The organism is Streptomyces ruber (genome assembly GCF_014648075.1).
Lineage (GTDB): Bacteria > Actinomycetota > Actinomycetes > Streptomycetales > Streptomycetaceae > Streptomyces > Streptomyces ruber.
Map to the genome: position 1 here is coordinate 15,203 of NZ_BMQK01000027.1, position 16,956 is coordinate 32,158.

Annotated in this window: 17 protein-coding genes and 1 pseudogene; 10 read left to right on the top strand and 8 right to left on the bottom strand. The window is 73.1% G+C overall.

All coding sequences use genetic code 11. From position 1 onward, the window contains the following. Positions 1-27: 27 nt before the first annotated feature. A pseudogene (locus tag IEZ04_RS36120) lies at positions 28-327 on the top strand (CoA transferase); the annotation flags it as partial. 60 nt (positions 328-387) lie between these two features. Here IEZ04_RS36120 and IEZ04_RS32590 read toward each other — a convergent pair. Then, a complete protein-coding gene (locus tag IEZ04_RS32590; RefSeq protein ID WP_229821429.1) occupies positions 388-768 on the bottom strand; it encodes an AQJ64_40280 family protein in 381 nt (126 codons plus the stop codon). A gap of 113 nt (positions 769-881) precedes the next feature. On the opposite strand from IEZ04_RS32590, the gene IEZ04_RS32595 reads away from it, so the two are divergent. The 9 genes from IEZ04_RS32595 to IEZ04_RS32635 all read left to right on the top strand — a co-directional run bounded on the left by IEZ04_RS32595 (position 882) and on the right by IEZ04_RS32635 (position 7,879). Next, the gene (locus IEZ04_RS32595) at positions 882-1,340 is read left to right on the top strand and encodes a PPOX class F420-dependent oxidoreductase (protein WP_189220602.1); all 459 of its coding nucleotides are present in this window, start codon (positions 882-884) and stop codon (positions 1,338-1,340) included. A 35-nt stretch (positions 1,341-1,375) separates the two neighbouring features. Beyond that, complete coding sequence (locus IEZ04_RS32600; RefSeq protein WP_189220603.1) at positions 1,376-1,825, top strand: glutaredoxin domain-containing protein; 450 nt, start codon at positions 1,376-1,378, stop codon at positions 1,823-1,825. 128 nt (positions 1,826-1,953) lie between these two features. After that, the gene (locus IEZ04_RS32605) at positions 1,954-2,760 is read left to right on the top strand and encodes an alpha/beta fold hydrolase (protein WP_189220604.1); all 807 of its coding nucleotides are present in this window, start codon (positions 1,954-1,956) and stop codon (positions 2,758-2,760) included. Beyond that, entirely contained in the window at positions 2,760-4,130 is a 1,371-nt protein-coding gene (locus IEZ04_RS32610; protein ID WP_189220639.1) for a PP2C family protein-serine/threonine phosphatase, read from the top strand. Before IEZ04_RS32605 ends, IEZ04_RS32610 begins: the two co-directional genes overlap by 1 nt. Continuing rightward, positions 4,127-4,507: an STAS domain-containing protein gene (locus IEZ04_RS32615; RefSeq protein WP_308429850.1), complete on the top strand. Its 381-nt coding sequence runs from the start codon at positions 4,127-4,129 to the stop codon at positions 4,505-4,507. The genes IEZ04_RS32610 and IEZ04_RS32615 overlap by 4 nt, the downstream gene beginning before the upstream one ends. 128 nt (positions 4,508-4,635) lie before the next feature. Then, entirely contained in the window at positions 4,636-5,064 is a 429-nt protein-coding gene (locus tag IEZ04_RS32620) for a phage holin family protein (RefSeq protein ID WP_373296394.1), read from the top strand. Next, positions 5,061-5,543 carry a DUF3618 domain-containing protein gene (locus tag IEZ04_RS32625; protein ID WP_189220605.1) on the top strand — a complete coding sequence of 161 codons (483 nt, stop codon included), beginning with the start codon at positions 5,061-5,063 and terminating at the stop codon, positions 5,541-5,543. Before IEZ04_RS32620 ends, IEZ04_RS32625 begins: the two co-directional genes overlap by 4 nt. Before the next feature lie 146 nt (positions 5,544-5,689). Further along, entirely contained in the window at positions 5,690-5,959 is a 270-nt protein-coding gene (locus IEZ04_RS35430; RefSeq protein WP_229821430.1) for a hypothetical protein, read from the top strand. A gap of 750 nt (positions 5,960-6,709) precedes the next feature. Continuing rightward, positions 6,710-7,879, top strand: a complete 1,170-nt coding sequence (locus IEZ04_RS32635; protein WP_189220607.1) for a serine hydrolase domain-containing protein — start codon at positions 6,710-6,712, stop codon at positions 7,877-7,879. Between the two features lie 748 nt (positions 7,880-8,627). On the opposite strand, the gene mnhG is transcribed toward IEZ04_RS32635, so the two are convergent. The 7 genes from mnhG to IEZ04_RS32670 form a co-directional block, all read right to left on the bottom strand. Continuing rightward, entirely contained in the window at positions 8,628-9,098 is a 471-nt protein-coding gene (gene mnhG, locus IEZ04_RS32640) for a monovalent cation/H(+) antiporter subunit G (RefSeq protein WP_189220608.1), read from the bottom strand. Beyond that, entirely contained in the window at positions 9,095-9,361 is a 267-nt protein-coding gene (locus IEZ04_RS32645) for an MrpF/PhaF family protein (RefSeq protein WP_189220609.1), read from the bottom strand. The genes mnhG and IEZ04_RS32645 overlap by 4 nt, the downstream gene beginning before the upstream one ends. Next, the gene (locus tag IEZ04_RS32650; protein ID WP_229821431.1) at positions 9,358-9,957 is read right to left on the bottom strand and encodes a Na+/H+ antiporter subunit E; all 600 of its coding nucleotides are present in this window, start codon (positions 9,955-9,957) and stop codon (positions 9,358-9,360) included. The genes IEZ04_RS32645 and IEZ04_RS32650 overlap by 4 nt, the downstream gene beginning before the upstream one ends. Beyond that, a complete protein-coding gene (locus tag IEZ04_RS32655; RefSeq protein WP_189220610.1) occupies positions 9,954-11,540 on the bottom strand; it encodes a Na+/H+ antiporter subunit D in 1,587 nt (528 codons plus the stop codon). Before IEZ04_RS32655 ends, IEZ04_RS32650 begins: the two co-directional genes overlap by 4 nt. Continuing rightward, positions 11,537-11,974 carry a Na(+)/H(+) antiporter subunit C gene (locus IEZ04_RS32660; RefSeq protein ID WP_229821432.1) on the bottom strand — a complete coding sequence of 146 codons (438 nt, stop codon included), beginning with the start codon at positions 11,972-11,974 and terminating at the stop codon, positions 11,537-11,539. Before IEZ04_RS32660 ends, IEZ04_RS32655 begins: the two co-directional genes overlap by 4 nt. Further along, a complete protein-coding gene (locus IEZ04_RS32665; protein ID WP_189220611.1) occupies positions 11,971-14,913 on the bottom strand; it encodes a Na+/H+ antiporter subunit A in 2,943 nt (980 codons plus the stop codon). The genes IEZ04_RS32660 and IEZ04_RS32665 overlap by 4 nt, the downstream gene beginning before the upstream one ends. Before the next feature lie 188 nt (positions 14,914-15,101). Further along, positions 15,102-16,928, bottom strand: a complete 1,827-nt coding sequence (locus tag IEZ04_RS32670; protein ID WP_189220612.1) for a CASTOR/POLLUX-related putative ion channel — start codon at positions 16,926-16,928, stop codon at positions 15,102-15,104. Between the last annotated feature and the right edge of the window lie 28 nt (positions 16,929-16,956).

Sequence of the window (16,956 nt, forward strand, 5' to 3'; positions counted from 1 at the left end):
GGCTCCGCCCCGAACCGGCCCGCACCTGTGACGCGGTGCCGGAGAGCATCCGTCCCGGCGCCCGAACGCCGGGGCCCCGGACCGCGGGAGTCGCGGCGGGCCGATCCGCGGACCCTCCTCGTGCGCGTCTCCGGCCACGGTCGGACGGGGCCGTACCGCGACCGGCCCGGCTTCGGCGGCGTGGCCGAGGCGGTGGGCGGGCTGCGCCGGCTGCCCGGTCACCCGGACCGCCCGCCGACGCGCGTCGGCATCGGCGTCGCCGGCTCGATCGCCGGACCGTACGCCGTGATCGGCGCCCTCACGGCCTCGCGCGGACGGGATGTCACCGGCCGCGGCGACAGCGTGGACGTCGCCCCGTACCGGGCGGCGGTCCGGCGCGCGCCGACCTCAGCGGGCCGCCCCACCGGAACCGTGTGTCTCGTAGGCCAGCCGGAGGGCCGTGCGGGCCTCCGCGCCTCCCACATGGTGGACCGGCATACGGGGGAGGGGCGGCAGGGCGGCCCAGTGGGTGACGTGCTCCTCGCTCGGCCCGCCCGGTGGGTGGCGCACCACACCGTCGGAGTCCACGAAGCAGTCGTGGTGGTGGCTCTCGTCCTCGGCGATGTGATGGGTCATGAAGACCATGGGCATGACCAGCCAGTAGTCCTCACCCGCGACGGGCCGGTCGTGGAAGTCCGGCGGGTAGGTGCCGTAGACCGCGGCGGCCACGGGCGCCCCGCTCTCCGGCAGCCTCTCACGTGCGTCGACCCACTCCACGTTCACCTGCACGGTCGCCCCTTTCGGTGGCCGCTCGTACGGACTGGCCGGGTCCGATCCTCGCATGCCGGACGGACGCCGACGCACGCTGAAATGATTGGGCCGTCGGGAGTGTTGGGCAGGTCATGACTCAGGAACCGGCGCCCCGTCCACTGTCCGACGAAGCTCTCTCCGACCTGCTCGGCGGGCAGCTGTTCGGCACTCTCGCCACCGTCAGGCGCAGTGGCCACCCCCACCTGACCACCATGCTGTACAGCTGGGACCCCGAAGCCCGCGTCGTACGGTTCGCGACGACGGCCGGCCGGGTCAAGGTCGCGCACCTGCGGCGCGACCCGCGTGCGGCGCTGCATGTGCACGGCGGGGACGTGTGGTCGTTCGCCGTCGCCGAGGGCGAGGCCGAGGTGTCCGAGGCCACGACGGTCCCCGGCGACGCGGTCGGACGGGAACTGCTCGGAGTGCTCCGCAGGGCCGCGGAGCCCGAGGACGAGGCCGCCTTCCTCAAGCGGCTGGTCGCCGAGCGCCGGGTGGTCGTCCGGCTGAAGGTGGACCGGCTGTACGGGACAGTCCTCGACGCCGGGGAGTGACACGGCCCGCTCCGGGATCGATAGCCTGCGTCCTCATGACGCGCTCCTGGGTTCTGCCGGTCTCGTTCCTGCTCTGTGGCTCGGTCGTCGCGGCCGCGCTGTTCCACGGGGAGGCGACCGGCGCGGCCGCGGTGGTCCTGTTGCTGTTCGTGGTGCTCGCGGGCGTGCACTCGCCGCTCGCCTTCCCGAAGCCGGTCGGCGCGCTGGAGGCGCGGCGTCGGAGCGCCCTCGACGGCCGGCCGGTCGTCTTCTGGCGGGCGGGCTGCAAGTACTGCCTCCGGCTGCGCTTCCGGCTGGGCCGCGACGCCCGCCGGCTGTACTGGGTCGACATCTGGCGTGACGCTGCCGGAGCGGCGGCGGTGAGGGCGGCCAACGACGGCAACGAGACCGTGCCGACAGTCGTCGTGGCGGGCCGGCCGCACAGCAACCCCGACCCCGCGTGGGTGCGCGGACAGCTTCCCGATCCGAACGATCGGAACGAATGAGGAACCGCGTCGGCGCTTCTCGCCGAGCGGCCCCCGGGAACGGACGTGTCGGCGCCCTGGGGAAGGAGCGTGAAGGTGGCCGTGCACCGCTTCCCGGGGACGTCGGCGCAGATGAGAGGATGGCGGACATGGTCATCCGCCGTAGGAACAACGTGACGGTCACCGGCCCGGCCACCGGGCCGACGGTGGTGCTGGCGCACGGGTTCGGCTGTGACCAGAACATGTGGCGCCTGATCGTGCCGGCGCTCGCGGAGCGGTACCGGGTGGTGTTGTTCGACTACGTCGGCTCCGGCCGCTCGGACCTGTCGGCCTGGAGCCAGGAGCGGTACTCGTCCCTGCAGGGGTACGCCACGGACGTCGTCGAGGTCTGCGAGGAGCTGGACCTCGAGCGGGCGACGTTCGTGGGCCACTCGGTCAGCGCCATGGCGGGTGTGCTGGCGGCGCAGGCGGTGCCGGAGCGGATCGGGGCGCTGGTGATGGTGACGCCCTCGCCCCGCTACATCGACGACGACACCGGCTACCGCGGCGGCTTCACCGCGGAGGACATCGACGAACTCCTGGCGTCGCTGGACTCGAACTACCTCGGCTGGTCCTCCACGATGGCGCCGGTGATCATGGGCAATCCGGAGCGGCCGGAGCTGGGACAGGAACTGACCAACAGTTTCTGCGCCACCGACCCGGACATCGCGCGGGTCTTCGCCCGCACCACGTTCCTGTCCGACAGCCGTGACGACCTGAAGAGCGTGAGCGTGCCGACGCTGGTGCTGGAGTGCGCCCAGGACGCCATCGCGCCGCGCGGGGTCGGCGCCTACGTGCACGCCGCGATCCCCTCCTCGCGCCTGGTCACCCTGGCCGCCACCGGGCACTGTCCGCAGCTCAGCGCCCCGGAGGCCACGGCCGGAGCCATCCTCGACTTCCTGGCGGACCTGCCGTGATGTGCCGCGCCGGCGGTGCTCCGGAGCCGGCCGACCCCGGCGACGAGACGGACGGAGCCCGCATGGACGCAGCCTTCACCTCACTGCTGGAGGACAGCGCCGAGGACCTGTACGACTCGGCGCCCTGCGGCTACCTGTCCACGATGATGGACGGCACCATCGCCAAGGTGAACGCCACGCTGCTGGACTGGCTGGGCCTGGAGCGGGACGCGGTCGTCGGCCGGAAACGGTTCGCCGATCTGCTCACCGTGGGCGGCAGGTTGTACCACGAGACGCACTTCGCGCCGCTGCTGCGCATGCAGGGCGACCTGCGCGGCATCGCCCTGGAGATGAGGACCGCCGGCGGTGGCCGACTGCCCGTCCTGGTCTCCTCCGTCGTCAAGTACGGCAGCGAACGCGAGCCGCTGCTGATCCGCACCACCGTCTTCGACGCCGCGGACCGCCGCGCCTACGAAGAGGAACTGCTGCGCCGCCGCCGGGACGCCGAGCAGGCCCGCACCGAGGCGGAGCGGGCCCGCGCGGAGGCGGAGCGGGCCCGCGCGGAGGCCGAGGAGGCCCGGCGGCAGGCCGAGGCCGACCGGGAGCGGCTCGCCGACGCGCTCGCCGTGCTGCAGCGGTCCCTCCTGCCCGACACCCTGCCCGAGCTGCCCGGGATGGAGGCGGCCGTCTACTACCACACCGCCTCTCCCGACCAGCTCGGCGGCGACTTCTACGACCTGTTCCCCGTCGACGAGCACCGGTGGGCGTTCTTCCTCGGCGACGTGTGCGGCAAGGGCCCCCAGGCCGCCTCCCTCACCTCGCTGACCCGCTACACCCTGCGTGCCGCCGCCCACCACGACCCCGAGCCCGCCGCCGCGCTCACCACGCTGAACACCGTCCTGCACGAGCGGTACGGCCGCAGCGAGGACCCCCGTTACTGCACGGTCGTCTTCGGCATCCTCGAACCCGGCGGGGACGGCGGACCCACGAAGATCCGCATCGCCTCCGGCGGCCATCCGCCCGCGCTCGTCCTGCGCGCCGACGGCCGTGCCGAGTTCCTGCCCACCCCGGGCGGACTGCTCATCGGCGTCCTGCCCTCCGCACTGATCAGCACGGCGGAGGCGGTCCTCGCCCCGGGCGACACGCTCCTGCTCTACACCGACGGCCTGACCGAGGCCCGTACCGGACCGACCCGCGAGAGCCTGTACGGCGAGGACGCACTGCACGCCTTCGCCACCGCCCTGGCCCCCGCCGCACCACAGGAGACGATCACCGCACTGAACCGGCTGCTGGACGGCTTCGGTGACGGCCTCGACGACGACACCGCCCTGCTCGCCCTCGGTGTTCCCGCCACCCGTTCCCATTCTTGCCCGGCGACGGATTCCCCATGATGAACCCGCTGAAGATCACTCGTCGTGACACCGCCACCGGCCCGGTCCTGCACGTGGTCGGCGAGCTCGACTACGACCAGGCCGACGACCTGCGTGCGGAGCTCGACCGGCTGTCCCTCGACGCGGGGCAGTGCCTGGTCGTCGAGCTGGCCGGCCTCGAGTACTGCGACTCCACCGGCATCACGGTTCTGCTCGCCGCCCGCCAGCAGACCCGGGCCGCCCGCGCCGACCTCGTCCTGGCCGCCGCCCCGCCCCACCTGCTGCGCATCCTCGGCCTCCTCGGCCTGGACCAGGTGTTCACCCTCCGCCCCGACGCGACGGCGGCCACTGGTTCCGCCGATGCCACCGGTACCGGTGGATCCACCGGTACCGTCTGACGTCCTCCCTCCGACTCGGTCAGGACAGTTGTCCTGAAACCGTGGTAGCGGGGTACTCCGCGTCTGCAGGAGTGGGTGCCGCGACGCCCACGGCCGGATGAGGCAACGTGTGACGGGAGGTGATCGCCGTGTCGAGTACGCAGCCGCACCAGGCGCCGGATCAGCGGACGCAGAGCGCTGAGCCGGTGGGCGAGCTGGTGCAGCGCGCGTCGCAGCAGCTGACCGAGCTGGTGCGTGGCGAACTGCGGTTGGCGCAGGCGGAGATGAAGGAGAAGGGCAAGCGGTACGGCAAGGGCGGCGGGCTGTTCGGCGGCGCCGGTGTCGTGGGCTACCTGATGCTGCAGGCGCTGGTCGCCACGGTCATAGCGGCCCTGGCCGTGCCGCTGCCGGTGTGGGCGGCGGCGCTGATCGTCACCGTCGTGCTCGGTGTGATCGCCGCGGTGCTGGCCCTCACCGGGAAGAAGCAGGTCGGCCGGGCCGCACCGCCCGCGCCGGAGCAGACGATCGAGAACGTGAAGGCCGACGTGGCCGAGATCAGGGAGAGTGCCCACCGATGACCCAGCCGCCGCACGACAAGCCCACCGCCTCGAGCCCCGAGGAGCTGCGCGAGCAGGTCGAGCAGACCCGTGCCGCCCTCGGCGAGACGGTCGGGGAACTCGCGGCCAGGACCGACCTCAAGGCGCGCGCCCAGGAGAAGGCCGCCGAGGTCCGGGAACAGGCCACCGCCAAGGCGAGCGAGCTGAAGGAGCAGACGGCGAGCACGGCGGAGGAGCTCAGGAGCAAGGCCGCCGGCGTCGCCCAACAGGTCCAGGAGAAGCTGCCCGACCCGCTCAAGGACAAGGCCGCCCAGGCCGCCGGGCAGGCCCGCGTCAGGGCGGCGCAGGCCGGTCGGCTGTGGGAGGACAAGGCTCCCGAACCGGTCCGCAACACGACCACGCAAGGCGCGCGGCTGGCGAAGGACCACCGCCCCCTGCTGCTGGCCGCCGCGGGCGCGGCCACGGTGGTGTGGCTGGCCTGTCGCCGCCGGAAGGGCTAGCCCGGTACCGGCACGGCACGGACGCGAGGACGCGCCGTGCCGCCGACGGCGGGAGGGCCGGCACGCCATGGACACCGGCCCTCCCGCCGCCACCCCGCTCGACCCGGCGCCACCCGCCCCGTACACGCACGAAGGACTTCACCGCAGTGTCCGATCAGCACGCGGCTGTCGCTCTGACAGCGGCCGCAGTCATCACCAGCGTCCTGGTCGCCGGCGCGGCGATCCTCGACCAGGGCAGCCGGCGGCACGGCACAGGCGGTGCCCGCCCGCCCCTCCGTCGCACCACCGCGGACCCGAGCGCACCGCCCGCGGCCGCGCCGCCGCAGGACGCCGCCGTCCGCGCCGTACGAGAAGCCGAACAACACGTCCACCACTGCTGGCGACGACTCCGGACGCCCACCGAACCCCCTGAGTGACCCGGCCCCGGCGTCGAGGGGCTTCCGCGCGCCGAGGGCGGCGACGGTCGGCCCGAGGGGCCGGCAGACGCAGGCTCGGCAGACCGGCGTCGTATGCGTCGGGGGAAGGCCGATGCCGATCGGGACCGACAGCGTCGCCGCCAGCACCTGCTGGACCGGAAGGGCCCGCTCGCTCCACGGGCCGGTACGGGTGCCGAAGGACTCCGTGCCGAAGTCGGTGGAGTCGCCTGCCGTACGGGGCGGCAGGCGCGGCACGAGGCCGTACTGGTACACGTGCCTGAACGTCAGCGCGCCGACGAGCGCCTGGAAGCGGTCCGCGAACGCCCGGTCGCCGACCATGGGCCGGCCGAAGGCGTACAGCACGCGGAACGCCGAACGGCGCTGCGTCCGGTGTTCCCGCGGCCGGTTCCGCGGGCCGGCCCTGCCGCCGTACGGGCCCGCCCCGCCGCCTCTCGGCTTGGCAGGCGACGATGCGGCACTGATGGCGCTTGGGGGTGACTCGCCCGGAAGCGGTACTCGCCCTCCTCCCGCCCGCATACGGCCGGGGCGCGACGCCGTCCGTATGCCGTGGCTCGGCCGACCGGGTTCTCGCGCCGGGGAGCACGGCGGGGTGTCCGGCCGGGCCGGACGCGCCGGATGCTCAATGGAGTGATCGGAGGGGCCGGAGGCACGGAGGGGCGGGCCGACGGTGGCCTGCCGACGGCTGACGGGGCGCCGCAGGCCCCGCAGGGGCGACAGGAGGAGCACTTCATGGCGGCGGGCGCACGGCACCGTACGGCATACGTGGTGTGTGTGCTGCTGGCGACGCTGTTCACCTGCGCCGCCGCGTGGTACACGGCCCCGCCCCGCATCGTCTCCGGGGACGCGGTGCGGCGCGGCATGGAACGGCTGGTGCGGGAGGACCGGTTCCCCGGCGCCCTGGCAGCCGTCACAACGCCCGACGGCACCACCCGTGACGGCACCACACGCGACTACACCGCCGGTGTCGGCGATCTGGCCACCGGCGCTCCGGTGCCGGTGAACGGGAGGGTGCGCGCGGCGAGCAACACCAAGCCCTTCACCGCCGTGCTCGTCCTGCAGCTGGTCGGCGAGAGCGCCGTCCGCCTGGACGCGCCGGTGGAGACCTACCTGCCCGGCCTGGTCCGCGGCCGGGGCCTCGACGGGCGGCGCATCACGGTCCGTCACCTGCTGCAGCACACCAGCGGCCTGCCCGACTACGCCGACTTCCTGGGCGACGACCCCTTCGCCCGCCGCCATCTCCACACCGGGCCCCGTGAGTTGCTCGACGTGGCCCTCGCCCACCCGGCCCGCTTCGCTCCCGGCAGCCGGTGGGAGTACAGCAACACCAACTACATCGTCGCCGGCCTGCTGATCGAGAAGGTCACCGGCCGCCCGCTGGCCGAGAGCGTCGCCCACCGGATCATCCGGCCGGCCGGGCTGCGCCACACCTACTTCCCCCGGGCGGGGGAGCGGACCGTCCACGGCCCCCACCCCAGGGGCTACCACGCCCTCGAACCGGGTGCGCGGCTACGCGACATCACCGTGATGGACCCGTCCTGGGGCTGGGCGGCCGGACAGCTCGTCACCACCCCACGCGACCTCAACCGGTTCTACACCGCCCTGCTGCACGGCGACCTGCTCCACCCCGCACAACTCCGGCAGATGCGCACCACCGTCCCGGCAAGCGGTCTGTGGGCCGGGGCCCGCTACGGGCTCGGCCTGATCAGCACCCCGCTGAGCTGCGGAGGCCTGGCGTGGGGGCACGGCGGTGACATCCCCGGGTACCACACCCGGGGCGGTACGACCGACGACGGACGCTCCGTCACCCTCACCGTGACCGCGCTGCCCGACGCCCTGCCCGACAGCGGGACCGCCACCCGGCACGTCCTGACGCTGGTCGACACCGCCCTGTGCACGTGACCGGCACGGCCGTGCGGCCGGAAGGCGACCGGTGACGCCATGCCGACGGTCCGGCCGGGCCGCCCGGACACCGGCGAGCGGCTGCTGCAGGCGTGATCGGGCGGGGCCGGAAGGCGCGTCACCGGCGGACCGGCCGGGGCGGGACTCCGCATCCGGCCGCCGGGGCAACGCGATGGCCGCCAGATCGCGCACCGCGGCGGCGATCACCGGCCACAGGGCGGTGGGGAGGTCGTGGCCGACGCCGGGGAAAGTCATCGGACGGGCGCCGTCGACGGCGCGGGCGGTCGCGTGTGCCGCCGTGACGCGCGGGATCGGGTCCTGCTCACCGTGCAGTACCAGCAGCGGACGGCCCAACGTGCGCAACGCGGGGCCGTGCCGCTGGGCGCCGATCTGGCGGCTCCGGGCCTTGGTGTCCCGGGGACCGCTGTCGACCTGGGCCTCGATCCAGGTCCGGGCGGCCGCCTCGGCGAAGGGGTGGCCGGGGGAGGCGATGCCCCGCCGGACCGCCGGGCTCGCCTCGACGTCGCCCTCCCGTCCCTCGGGGAATCGCGTGCGCGGGCACCGGCCCGGAGCCGCCGGACCAGCTCTTCGACCGCCTCGTCAGCCGTGTCCTGACAGGACTGCTCGACACGGGAGCACGGTCCGGTCCGCTTACGGGCGGGTGACGCCGCCGGGAGGGGGTGAGTACGCGATCACGTCGTGCGACGTGTGTGCGACGTACGACTGCGGCGGCAGCGGCGGCAAAACTTCATCGTTCGGCGTCCTCGGCGTCCTCGGCGTCCTCGGCGTCCTCGGCGTCCTCGGCGTCCTCGGTGTCCTCGGTGTCCTCGTCGTCACGCTCGCGCCGGTCCGAGTGGTCGGTCCGGCGGTGGACGGGGCTCCCCTCGTGCTCGAGGCGGTCCGCGAGTTCGTCGCGGAGCAGCAGGTGGCGTTCGAGGCCATGGGTGCGGTAGGCGGTGCGGCCGATGATCTGGCTGGTTATCGGGGCGGTGAGCAGCTGGAACAGGGCGACGAGCAGCAGGACCGGGGCCAGATTCGGCGACATCTGCACGGCCGCCCCGACGAGGATGAGCAACAGGCCCAGTGTCTGCGCCTTGGCGGCTGCGTGGAGACGGCTCATGGTGTCCGGGAAGCGGAGCAGCCCGAGGGCGCCGAGCAGGCAGAAGGACGCGCCGCCGAGGAACAGCACGGCGGTGATCACGTCGAGGACGACCGTCATCGCATGCCTTCCCGCTTCTCGATCAGGTGGGCCGCCGTCACCGACCCGATGAAGGCCAGCAGGGCGAGGACGACGAGCACCGGTACGGCGGTGGTGTCGTCGCGTGCCGTCATCCCCACCGCGGTCGCGGCGATGACCATGGTCACGAGGACGTCGAGCGCCATGATGCGGTCGAGGGCGCGCGGGCCGCGCAGCAGCCGCACCAGGGTGAGCAGGGCGGCCGCCACGATCATGGCGAGCGTGATGCCGTACAGGAGGGTCATGGGTTCCTTCCTCGGTCGTCGGCTTCCCCGCCGGTGTCCCCGCCGGTGTCTTCGGAGCGGCGGCCGAGCGCCTGGACGACCCGGCGTTCCACGGCCTTCACCTCGCTGCGCCGACGGGCGATGTCCTGCGGGCCGCCGGCGGGCAGGGCGTGCACGTACAGGCGTCTGCGGCGCCGGTCGATCTCCGTCACCAGGTTCCCGGGGCCGACGTTGGTGAGTTCGGCGACGGCGGTGATCAGCAGGTCGCCGTCGACGTCCAGGGGGACCTCGATGATCGCGGAGGTGGTCCTGCCGCCGTGGCGGACGACCTGCCACGCGACGGTGAGCGCCGACGTGACGAGGTCCGTGAGCAGATGGATCAGCAGTCGTACGACGCCCAGCGGCCTCGGTACGGTGCCCGGCCGCACGGCGGGCAGGCGGAAGGCCAGCACCACGGCGACCGCGACGAGCAGACCGCCGGTGAGGACGAGCGCGCTGGTGGACCCCCACAGCAGCAGCCACAGCAGCCACAGCCAGGCGACCATCGGCAGGTGCGGGAAGACGCGGCGGGCCCGCCCGTGTCCACGACGGTTCGGGAGACCGTCGGTTCGGGTCACCGGTCCTCCTTCCCCAGTACGGCGGACCGGTAGGCGTCCGGGCGCAGCAGGTCGCCGGCGGCCCGTTCGCCGACGCGGGCCAGCGGGCCCGCGCACAGGGCGATCACCACTCCGGTCGCGGTCATGCCGGCCGCGGCGGCGAGCATGGAGCGGGACCCGCGCGGACGGCCGTGCCGGGTGTCCGGCGGCGCCGAGGACGGCTCCTGTGCCTCCTCGTGCCCCGCTCGCCGGCCCGGCCGGTGGTCCGCCCGCCGGTCCGCCGGCCCGTCCGTCTGCCGTCCGGTGAACGCCGACGTCGCCACGCGCGTCATCGCGTACAGGGTCAGCAGGCTGGTGAGCAGGGCGGCCGCGGCGAGGGCCCAGGCGGCCGGTGAGCCCTCGGCGGCACCGGCCCGCAGCAGGGCCAGCTTGGCCACGAAACCGGAGAACGGCGGGATGCCGGACAGGCTCAGGGCCGGGAGCGCGAAGAGCACGACGACCAGCGGGCCGGGGGACGGCCGCTCCGCCATGCGGTGCAGAGCGGCCGTCCCCGTGCGGCCCACGACCAGGCCGGCCACGAGGAACAGGGCCGCCTGGACGACGATGTGGTGGACGACGTAGAGGATGGTGCCGGTCAGTCCGGCGGTGTCGAACAGCGCGAGCCCGAACAGCATGAAGCCGATGTGGCTGACGAGCGTGAAGGACAGCAGCCGGTTGATGTCGTCCTGGGCGATGGCGCCGAGGATACCGACGATCATGGTGATGATCGCCACGCAGGCCAGCAGCGTCCACACACCGGAGCGCGGGAAGAGCAGCGTCTGCGTGCGGAGCAGCACGTAGACACCCACCTTGGTCAGCAGGGCGGCGAGCACCGCGGTGATCGGCGCGGGCGCGGTGGGATAACTGTCGGGCAGCCAGAAGTGGAACGGGACGATGGCCGCCTTGATGCCGATCACGGCCAGGAGCAGCAGGGCGAAGGCCGAGCGGAGACCGTCCGGCAGTTCCGCCAGCCGCGGGCCGAGCTGCGCCAGGGTGACGGTGCCGGTGGCCGCGTAGACCAGGGCGATCAGGGAGACGAACAGCAGCGACGACGTCAGACTGACGATCGTGTACGTCATTCCGGCGCGGATGCGGTTCTCGTCCGCGTTCAGGGTGATCAGGACGTACGACGCGGCGAGCATCACCTCGAAGGCGACGAAGAGGTTGAACAGGTCGCCGGCGAGGAAGGCCAGGCCGACACCCATGACGAGCACCAGGTAGGCGGGGTGGAAGACCGCGGGGGAGCGGTGGCGCTCCTCCGCCGTGCCCTGGCCGATGGCGAACACCAGCACCGCCAGCGCCACCAGCGCGGACACGGTCAGCAGCAGGGCCGACAGCCGGTCGGCCACGAGGGTGATGCCCAGGGGCGCGGGCCAGCCGCCGGCGTGCAGGGCCTGGGGTCCGTCCCGGTCGGCCAGCACCAGCAGCGCCGCGCCGCAGGCGACCACGCCCGCGAGGACGCCGGTGCTGAGCGCGCGCGTCAGCGTGCGGCGCATGCCGAGCAGGGACAGACCGGCGCCGAGGGCCGGCAGCAGGACGGGCAGGGACAGCAGTGCCGTCGTCATCGGTCACCTCCGGGCGTGGTGACGCGCGTACTCCGGTCCGGCTCCGGGGCGGGTTCGGTGTCGTCGCGTTCGCGGACGGTGCCGATGCGCCGGTCCTCCACGTCGTCACGTACCTCGTCGTGCCCGGACAGGCGCCAGGACCGGTAGGCCAGGGCCACCAGGAAGGCGGTCAGACCGAAGGTGATGACGATGGACGTCAGGGCCATGGCCTGGGGCAGCGGGTCGGCCGTGCCCGTGGCGTCGCCGTGCTCCCCGTCCAGTACGGGGGACCGGCCGGGCGTGCCCCCGGCGACCAGGAGCAGCAGGTTGGTGCCGTGGCCGAGGAGGACGAACCCGAGGACGATCCGCATCAGGGACCGCTGCAGCATGAGGTGGAAGCCGATGGCGAACAGACCGCCGACCACCAGGGACATCGTCACGTCGATGCGGTTCACCGCGGACTGCCTTCCTTCTTCGCGTCCTCCTCCTCGTCGTCGCCCGCGGCCGTGGGCCCGTCCGACGCGGTTCCGTCCAGGCTGAGCGAGACGCCCACGGCGGACAGCAGTTGGAGGGTGGCGCCGATGACGAGCAGGTAGACCCCGATGTCGAAGAACAGGCTGGTCGCGAGTTTCACCTCGCCCAGCACCGGCGGACGGAACGTCAGCACCGTGCCCTCCAGCGGCGCGCCGCCGAGGAGGAGCGGCAACAGAGCGACGCCGGCGGCGAGCAGCAGCCCCGCACCCGCGACGGCGCTCGCGGACACCCGTACGGCGGCTCCGAGATCGGCGCGACCGCCCACCAGGTACCTGAGCACGAACGCCTGGCCCGCCACCAGACCGCCGGCGAACCCGCCGCCGGGACGGTAGTGCCCGGAGAACAGCAGGAACAGCGACAGCACCAGGATCGAGGGGAACAGCAGACGGGTGGCCACCTCCAGCAGGACCGAGCGCTCACCGCCGGGCCGCTCACCCGCGCCGGGCAGCCAGGTCTGCACCGGTTCGTCCCAGCGCGCCGTCGGGAACCTGCCCCGCGGGCGGCCACCGCCGGCGTCCGTCTCGCCGGTGTTCCCGGCCCCGCTGGGATCACCGGCAGCGCCGGAGTCCTCGGCCCCGCCGGAGGCCTTCGCCCCGTCGCGGCCGCCCACCCGGACCAGGCTGACCGTCCCGACCGCCGCCACCAGCACCACCGCGATCTCGCCCAGGGTGTCCAGCGCGCGGAAGTCGACGACGATCGCGTTGACGATGTTGTAGGCGCCCGTCTCGGACGTGTGGTGCGCGTACCCCTCCGAGACCGGGGGCTCCGTCCGGGCGGCGGACGCCACCAGGGTGAAACAGGTGACGAGGACACCGGCCGCGCCGGCCACCACGAGCCGTACCGAACGCATCCGGTTCACCGTCCGGCCGGGGCTGAACCGGGCCGGCATCCGGCGCAGCACCAGCGCCACCACGACCAGCGTCATCGTCTCCACGAGGAACTGTGTCAGCGCCAGGTCCGGCGCGCCCCGCACCAGGAACACCCCGGCCACGGCGTAGCCCACCGCGCCGGCCAGCAGGATGCCCGTCAGACGGTGCCGGGTGAAGACGACCGCGGCGGCCGCCGTCAGCACCACCACGGCCAGGAACGGCTCGACCGGCGACCACCACGGCTGCGGCGATCCCAGCGAGGGCACCTCGGACACCAGTGCCGCACCGGGCACCACCACCACGGTCGCCAGCAGCACCGTCAGATAGAGCGGCAACGAGCCGGCCTGTGTGCGCCGGGCCACGGTCACGGCCAGCCGGTTCACGGACGCGACGACGCGGTCGAAGACGCGCTGCACCTCCGGCAGCCGCGGCACGGCCCGCACGCGGCGCCCCAGCAGCACGTGGAGGACGCAGCCGAGGACGAGGGTGAGCGCCGACAGACCGAGCACGGCCGTGAAACCGTGCCACAGGGACAGCTCGTACGGTCCGTGCGGCCCCGGCGGATAGACGCCGGCGTAGGCGTTCGCGACCGCCGCGGTGGCCCCGTACCCGAGGCCCAGGACCAGACCCGCACCGGCCAGTACGGCCACGGGCGCGACGAACCCGGGTTCGGGACGCTCCGCCCGCTCCGCCACCTCGCCCGGGCGTCCGCCGAAGGCCCCGTGCAGGAACCGGACGGCGTACGCCACGGTCAGCGCGGAGCCGGTCAGGAGCACCACGGTCAGCAGCCCGTGCACGGGCAGTTCGGTGCCGTGCAGGAACGCCTCGGCGTAGGCCTCCTTGCCGAGGTAGCCGACGAGCGGCGGCAGGCCGGCCATCGAGGCCGTGGCGAGCGCGGCGGCGGCGAACAGGGCGGGCATGCGGCGCCCCATGCCCGACAGCTCCCGGATGTCCCGGGTCCCCGCCTGGTGGTCCAGGATCCCGACGGTCAGGAACAGCGCGGCCTTGAACGCGGCGTGCGCGAGCAGCATCACCGTCCCGGCGATCGCGGTGGTCCGCGTCCCGGCGCCCAGCAGGGCGACCAGCAGGCCCAGTTCACTGACGGTGCCGTAGGCCAGCAGCAGTTTCAGGTCGGTCGCGCGCAGCGCGCGCCACGCGGCCAGCACCATCGTGGTGAGGCCCACGCCGAGCACCATGGGCCGCCACGGGCCCGTCTCGGCGAGGGCGGGGGCCAGGCGGGCGACCAGGTAGACGCCGGCCTTGACCATGGCGGCCGCGTGCAGATAGGCGCTCACCGGAGTGGGGGCCACCATGGCCGCGGGCAGCCAGCCGTGCAGCGGCATCTGCGCGGACTTGGCGAAGGCCCCGATCAGGACGAGCACCACGGCGGCGGGCACCGCGCCGCCCCGGGGCGGGTCGGCGAGGATCTCCGAGATCCGGTACGTTCCGGCCGCCTCACCGAGCACGACGAAGCCCAGCAGCATGACCAGACCGCCGGCGGCGGTCACCAGCAGCGCCTGCCGGGCCGCCCGCCGCTCCTCGTCCTTCTCCCCGCGCCCCTGGATCAGCAGGAAGGACGCGACCGTGGTCAACTCCCAGAAGACGTACAGGACGAACAGGTTGTCGGCCAGGACCAGCCCCGCCATCGCCCCGGCGAAGGCCACCAGCAGGGCGGCCCGGCTGCCGGCGTCCCGCTCGACGTAGTACCGGCAGTACAGCAGCACCAGGCCTCCGACCCCGGCGACGATCCAGAGCATGAGCAGCGACAGGGCGTCCAGCCGCAGGTCGACCGTCAGGCCGAGCGACGGAGCCCAGGAGAGGGACTCGCGGTACTCACCGCCCTCCAGCACCCGCGCCGCCCGCGTGCTCGCCCAGGCCACCACGGCCAGCGGGACCAGGGCCGCCACGATCCACACGGTGCGGCCGATCCGCCGCTGCCACCGGGGAAGCACCGCCGCGAACCCCGCATGGGCGGCCAGCAGGAACAGCACCGCACCAACTCCTCGCCCCCAGGCCCACCGACATTCGATCGACCGGCCCACGCCGCCCTGTCCTGCGGGCTCCGCCCCGATCAACGACCCTGGTGCCCGGCGACGGGGCGATCAATCCTCACACGCGGTGTGACCAGCGAATCTGAGGGTTGCCACCCATTCGCGCGCAGCCCGGGGTGACCGTCTGCTCATTGCTCGGCCAGTACGACGACCGCGTCGTCCCCGGTGAGCACGAGCGGAGCGGTCTTGGACGGGTTGAGGAAGACCCCGTACGCGGGCGGTTCGTCGCCGTGGCGGGCCAGGCGGTAGCCGATGGCCGTCTCCCCGCGTCTGCGTGCCGCCTCGATGACCGTGGCGAAGTTGGCCTTGGCTCCCGCCACGAGGTAGTTGGACGCCGGCTTGAGGTAGATCTCCGAGTCCTCGGGGTCGAACAGGTCGGTGAAGACGGCGTCGAGGTGGTGGTTCTCGGTGAGCTGGGTCAGGATGAGGCTGATCACCTTGGTGCTGACGATGAAGTCGTCGGCCTTGGTGACCTGGGCGACCTCGCGGTTGCTGTCGTCGTTCATCTCGGTGACGATCGAGTACGGGTCCCCGAGCCGGTCCTCGATGTCGCGCAGGTGCAGCAGCGTCACCAGCGTCCGGTCGTCGGCCGGCCCGGGGGCGATGCTGTCGTCGGCCAGGACCACGATGTTCTGGTACTCGCCGAGGTTCAGGGCCTCCAGCGAGGACCTGCGGGTGGGCTCGCAGTGCTTGTACCCCACCGAGAGGTTGTCCAGGTCGTGTTCGAGCAGCTCCTCCCGCGGCGGCCGGGGCGCCGCGACGTCCAGGGTCGAGCCCGGCTGGACGAAGCTGTCCAGGAGCGCGATGAGCTTCGCCGCACGGGAGTTGTTGCCGATCAGCAGCGTGGCGTCGGGCTTCGGCGACCGGCTCGGGGCCGATGTGATGGCCGACTCGACGACGGCCGGCCGGGTCTCGGCCAGCCGTATCAGCAGGTCGTCGTCGGCGATCAGGAGCACTTGGTCGCCGGGTTCCACGACGGTGTCCATCGCCGGGTTGAGCAGTACCTCGCCGTGACTCCTGCGGAGTCCGGCCGGGATGCCGAGCTCGTACGCGTTGAGCGTCTCGCCGTAGGTCGACCCGACCAGCGCGGGCTCCTCCCGGAAGTAGAACTCGTTGCCCATGAAGCTCAGCAACTCGTTGAACACGCTGGACAGCCCGGTCTGCCGGTGCGACTGGGCGACCAGGCGGACGGCTATGTCCTCGGCGTCGACGACCAGGGCCGAGTCCCCGGCGGCCAGCCGCGCGGCGGCGACATTGTCCGAGTCCTGCACGGCGGCCACCACCGTGGGCCGGGGACCGCTCCACTTCCGGCTGTTCAGCAGGAGCAGCACCTTGATGACGTCGATGTCGATGTCGTCGCCGACCGGGGGCAGCACCATGATGGCCTTGGCCGTGTCGGGGCTGACCAGCTCCAGATCCGCCCGGACGAGCGGGTTGCCCGACCGGCAGATGATGCGGGTACGGCCGGTCGCGGGGATCCGGGAGCGGATCGCGTCCTCCATGTCGACCTTGTCCCGGTCGGCGAGGATGACCACGCAGGAGCGGCGCTCGCCCTGGTTCGCCTCGACCAGCTCCTCGACCACGGTGAAGACCTGGTCGGACCAGCCCAGCACGATGGTGTGCCCATGCTCGATCAGACGCGACCGGCCTTTGCGCAACTCCTGTATGCGGTAGTTCAGGCCGGTGGTCAGGACACCGATGAGCGCGCTGACGATGAAGATCCCGCCGACGGTCACCATCAGCATGAGGAGAAGGAAGACCGGCCCTCCGGTGTCCCCTCCCATGGTGCCGGGGTCCAGGGTGCGCAGCAGACTCATCCACGCCACGCCGAGCCAGCCGCCGTGTCGCTCCGTGTCGCTCGTGGTGAACGCCATGGCCAGCGTGGTGATCACCGTGATGAGCGCCACCGAGGCCAGTGCGAGCCAGCTGATCAGCGCCGGCGTTCCCCTGTCCATCGTGCCGTCGAACCAGTAGCGAAACCGG

What these genes read in the sequence shown, in the direction of transcription:
- IEZ04_RS32595 (WP_189220602.1), top strand. Translation starts at nt 882, where the DNA reads ATGACTCAGGAACCGGCGCCCCGTCCACTGTCCGACGAAGCTCTCTCC.
- IEZ04_RS32600 (WP_189220603.1), top strand. Translation starts at nt 1,376, where the DNA reads ATGACGCGCTCCTGGGTTCTGCCGGTCTCGTTCCTGCTCTGTGGCTCG.
- IEZ04_RS32605 (WP_189220604.1), top strand. Translation starts at nt 1,954, where the DNA reads ATGGTCATCCGCCGTAGGAACAACGTGACGGTCACCGGCCCGGCCACC.
- IEZ04_RS32610 (WP_189220639.1), top strand. Translation starts at nt 2,760, where the DNA reads ATGTGCCGCGCCGGCGGTGCTCCGGAGCCGGCCGACCCCGGCGACGAG.
- IEZ04_RS32615 (WP_308429850.1), top strand. Translation starts at nt 4,127, where the DNA reads ATGATGAACCCGCTGAAGATCACTCGTCGTGACACCGCCACCGGCCCG.
- IEZ04_RS32625 (WP_189220605.1), top strand. Translation starts at nt 5,061, where the DNA reads ATGACCCAGCCGCCGCACGACAAGCCCACCGCCTCGAGCCCCGAGGAG.
- IEZ04_RS32635 (WP_189220607.1), top strand. Translation starts at nt 6,710, where the DNA reads ATGGCGGCGGGCGCACGGCACCGTACGGCATACGTGGTGTGTGTGCTG.
- mnhG (WP_189220608.1), bottom strand. Translation starts at nt 9,098, where the DNA reads ATGACGGTCGTCCTCGACGTGATCACCGCCGTGCTGTTCCTCGGCGGC.
- IEZ04_RS32645 (WP_189220609.1), bottom strand. Translation starts at nt 9,361, where the DNA reads ATGACCCTCCTGTACGGCATCACGCTCGCCATGATCGTGGCGGCCGCC.
- IEZ04_RS32655 (WP_189220610.1), bottom strand. Translation starts at nt 11,540, where the DNA reads ATGACGACGGCACTGCTGTCCCTGCCCGTCCTGCTGCCGGCCCTCGGC.
- IEZ04_RS32670 (WP_189220612.1), bottom strand. Translation starts at nt 16,928, where the DNA reads ATGGACAGGGGAACGCCGGCGCTGATCAGCTGGCTCGCACTGGCCTCG.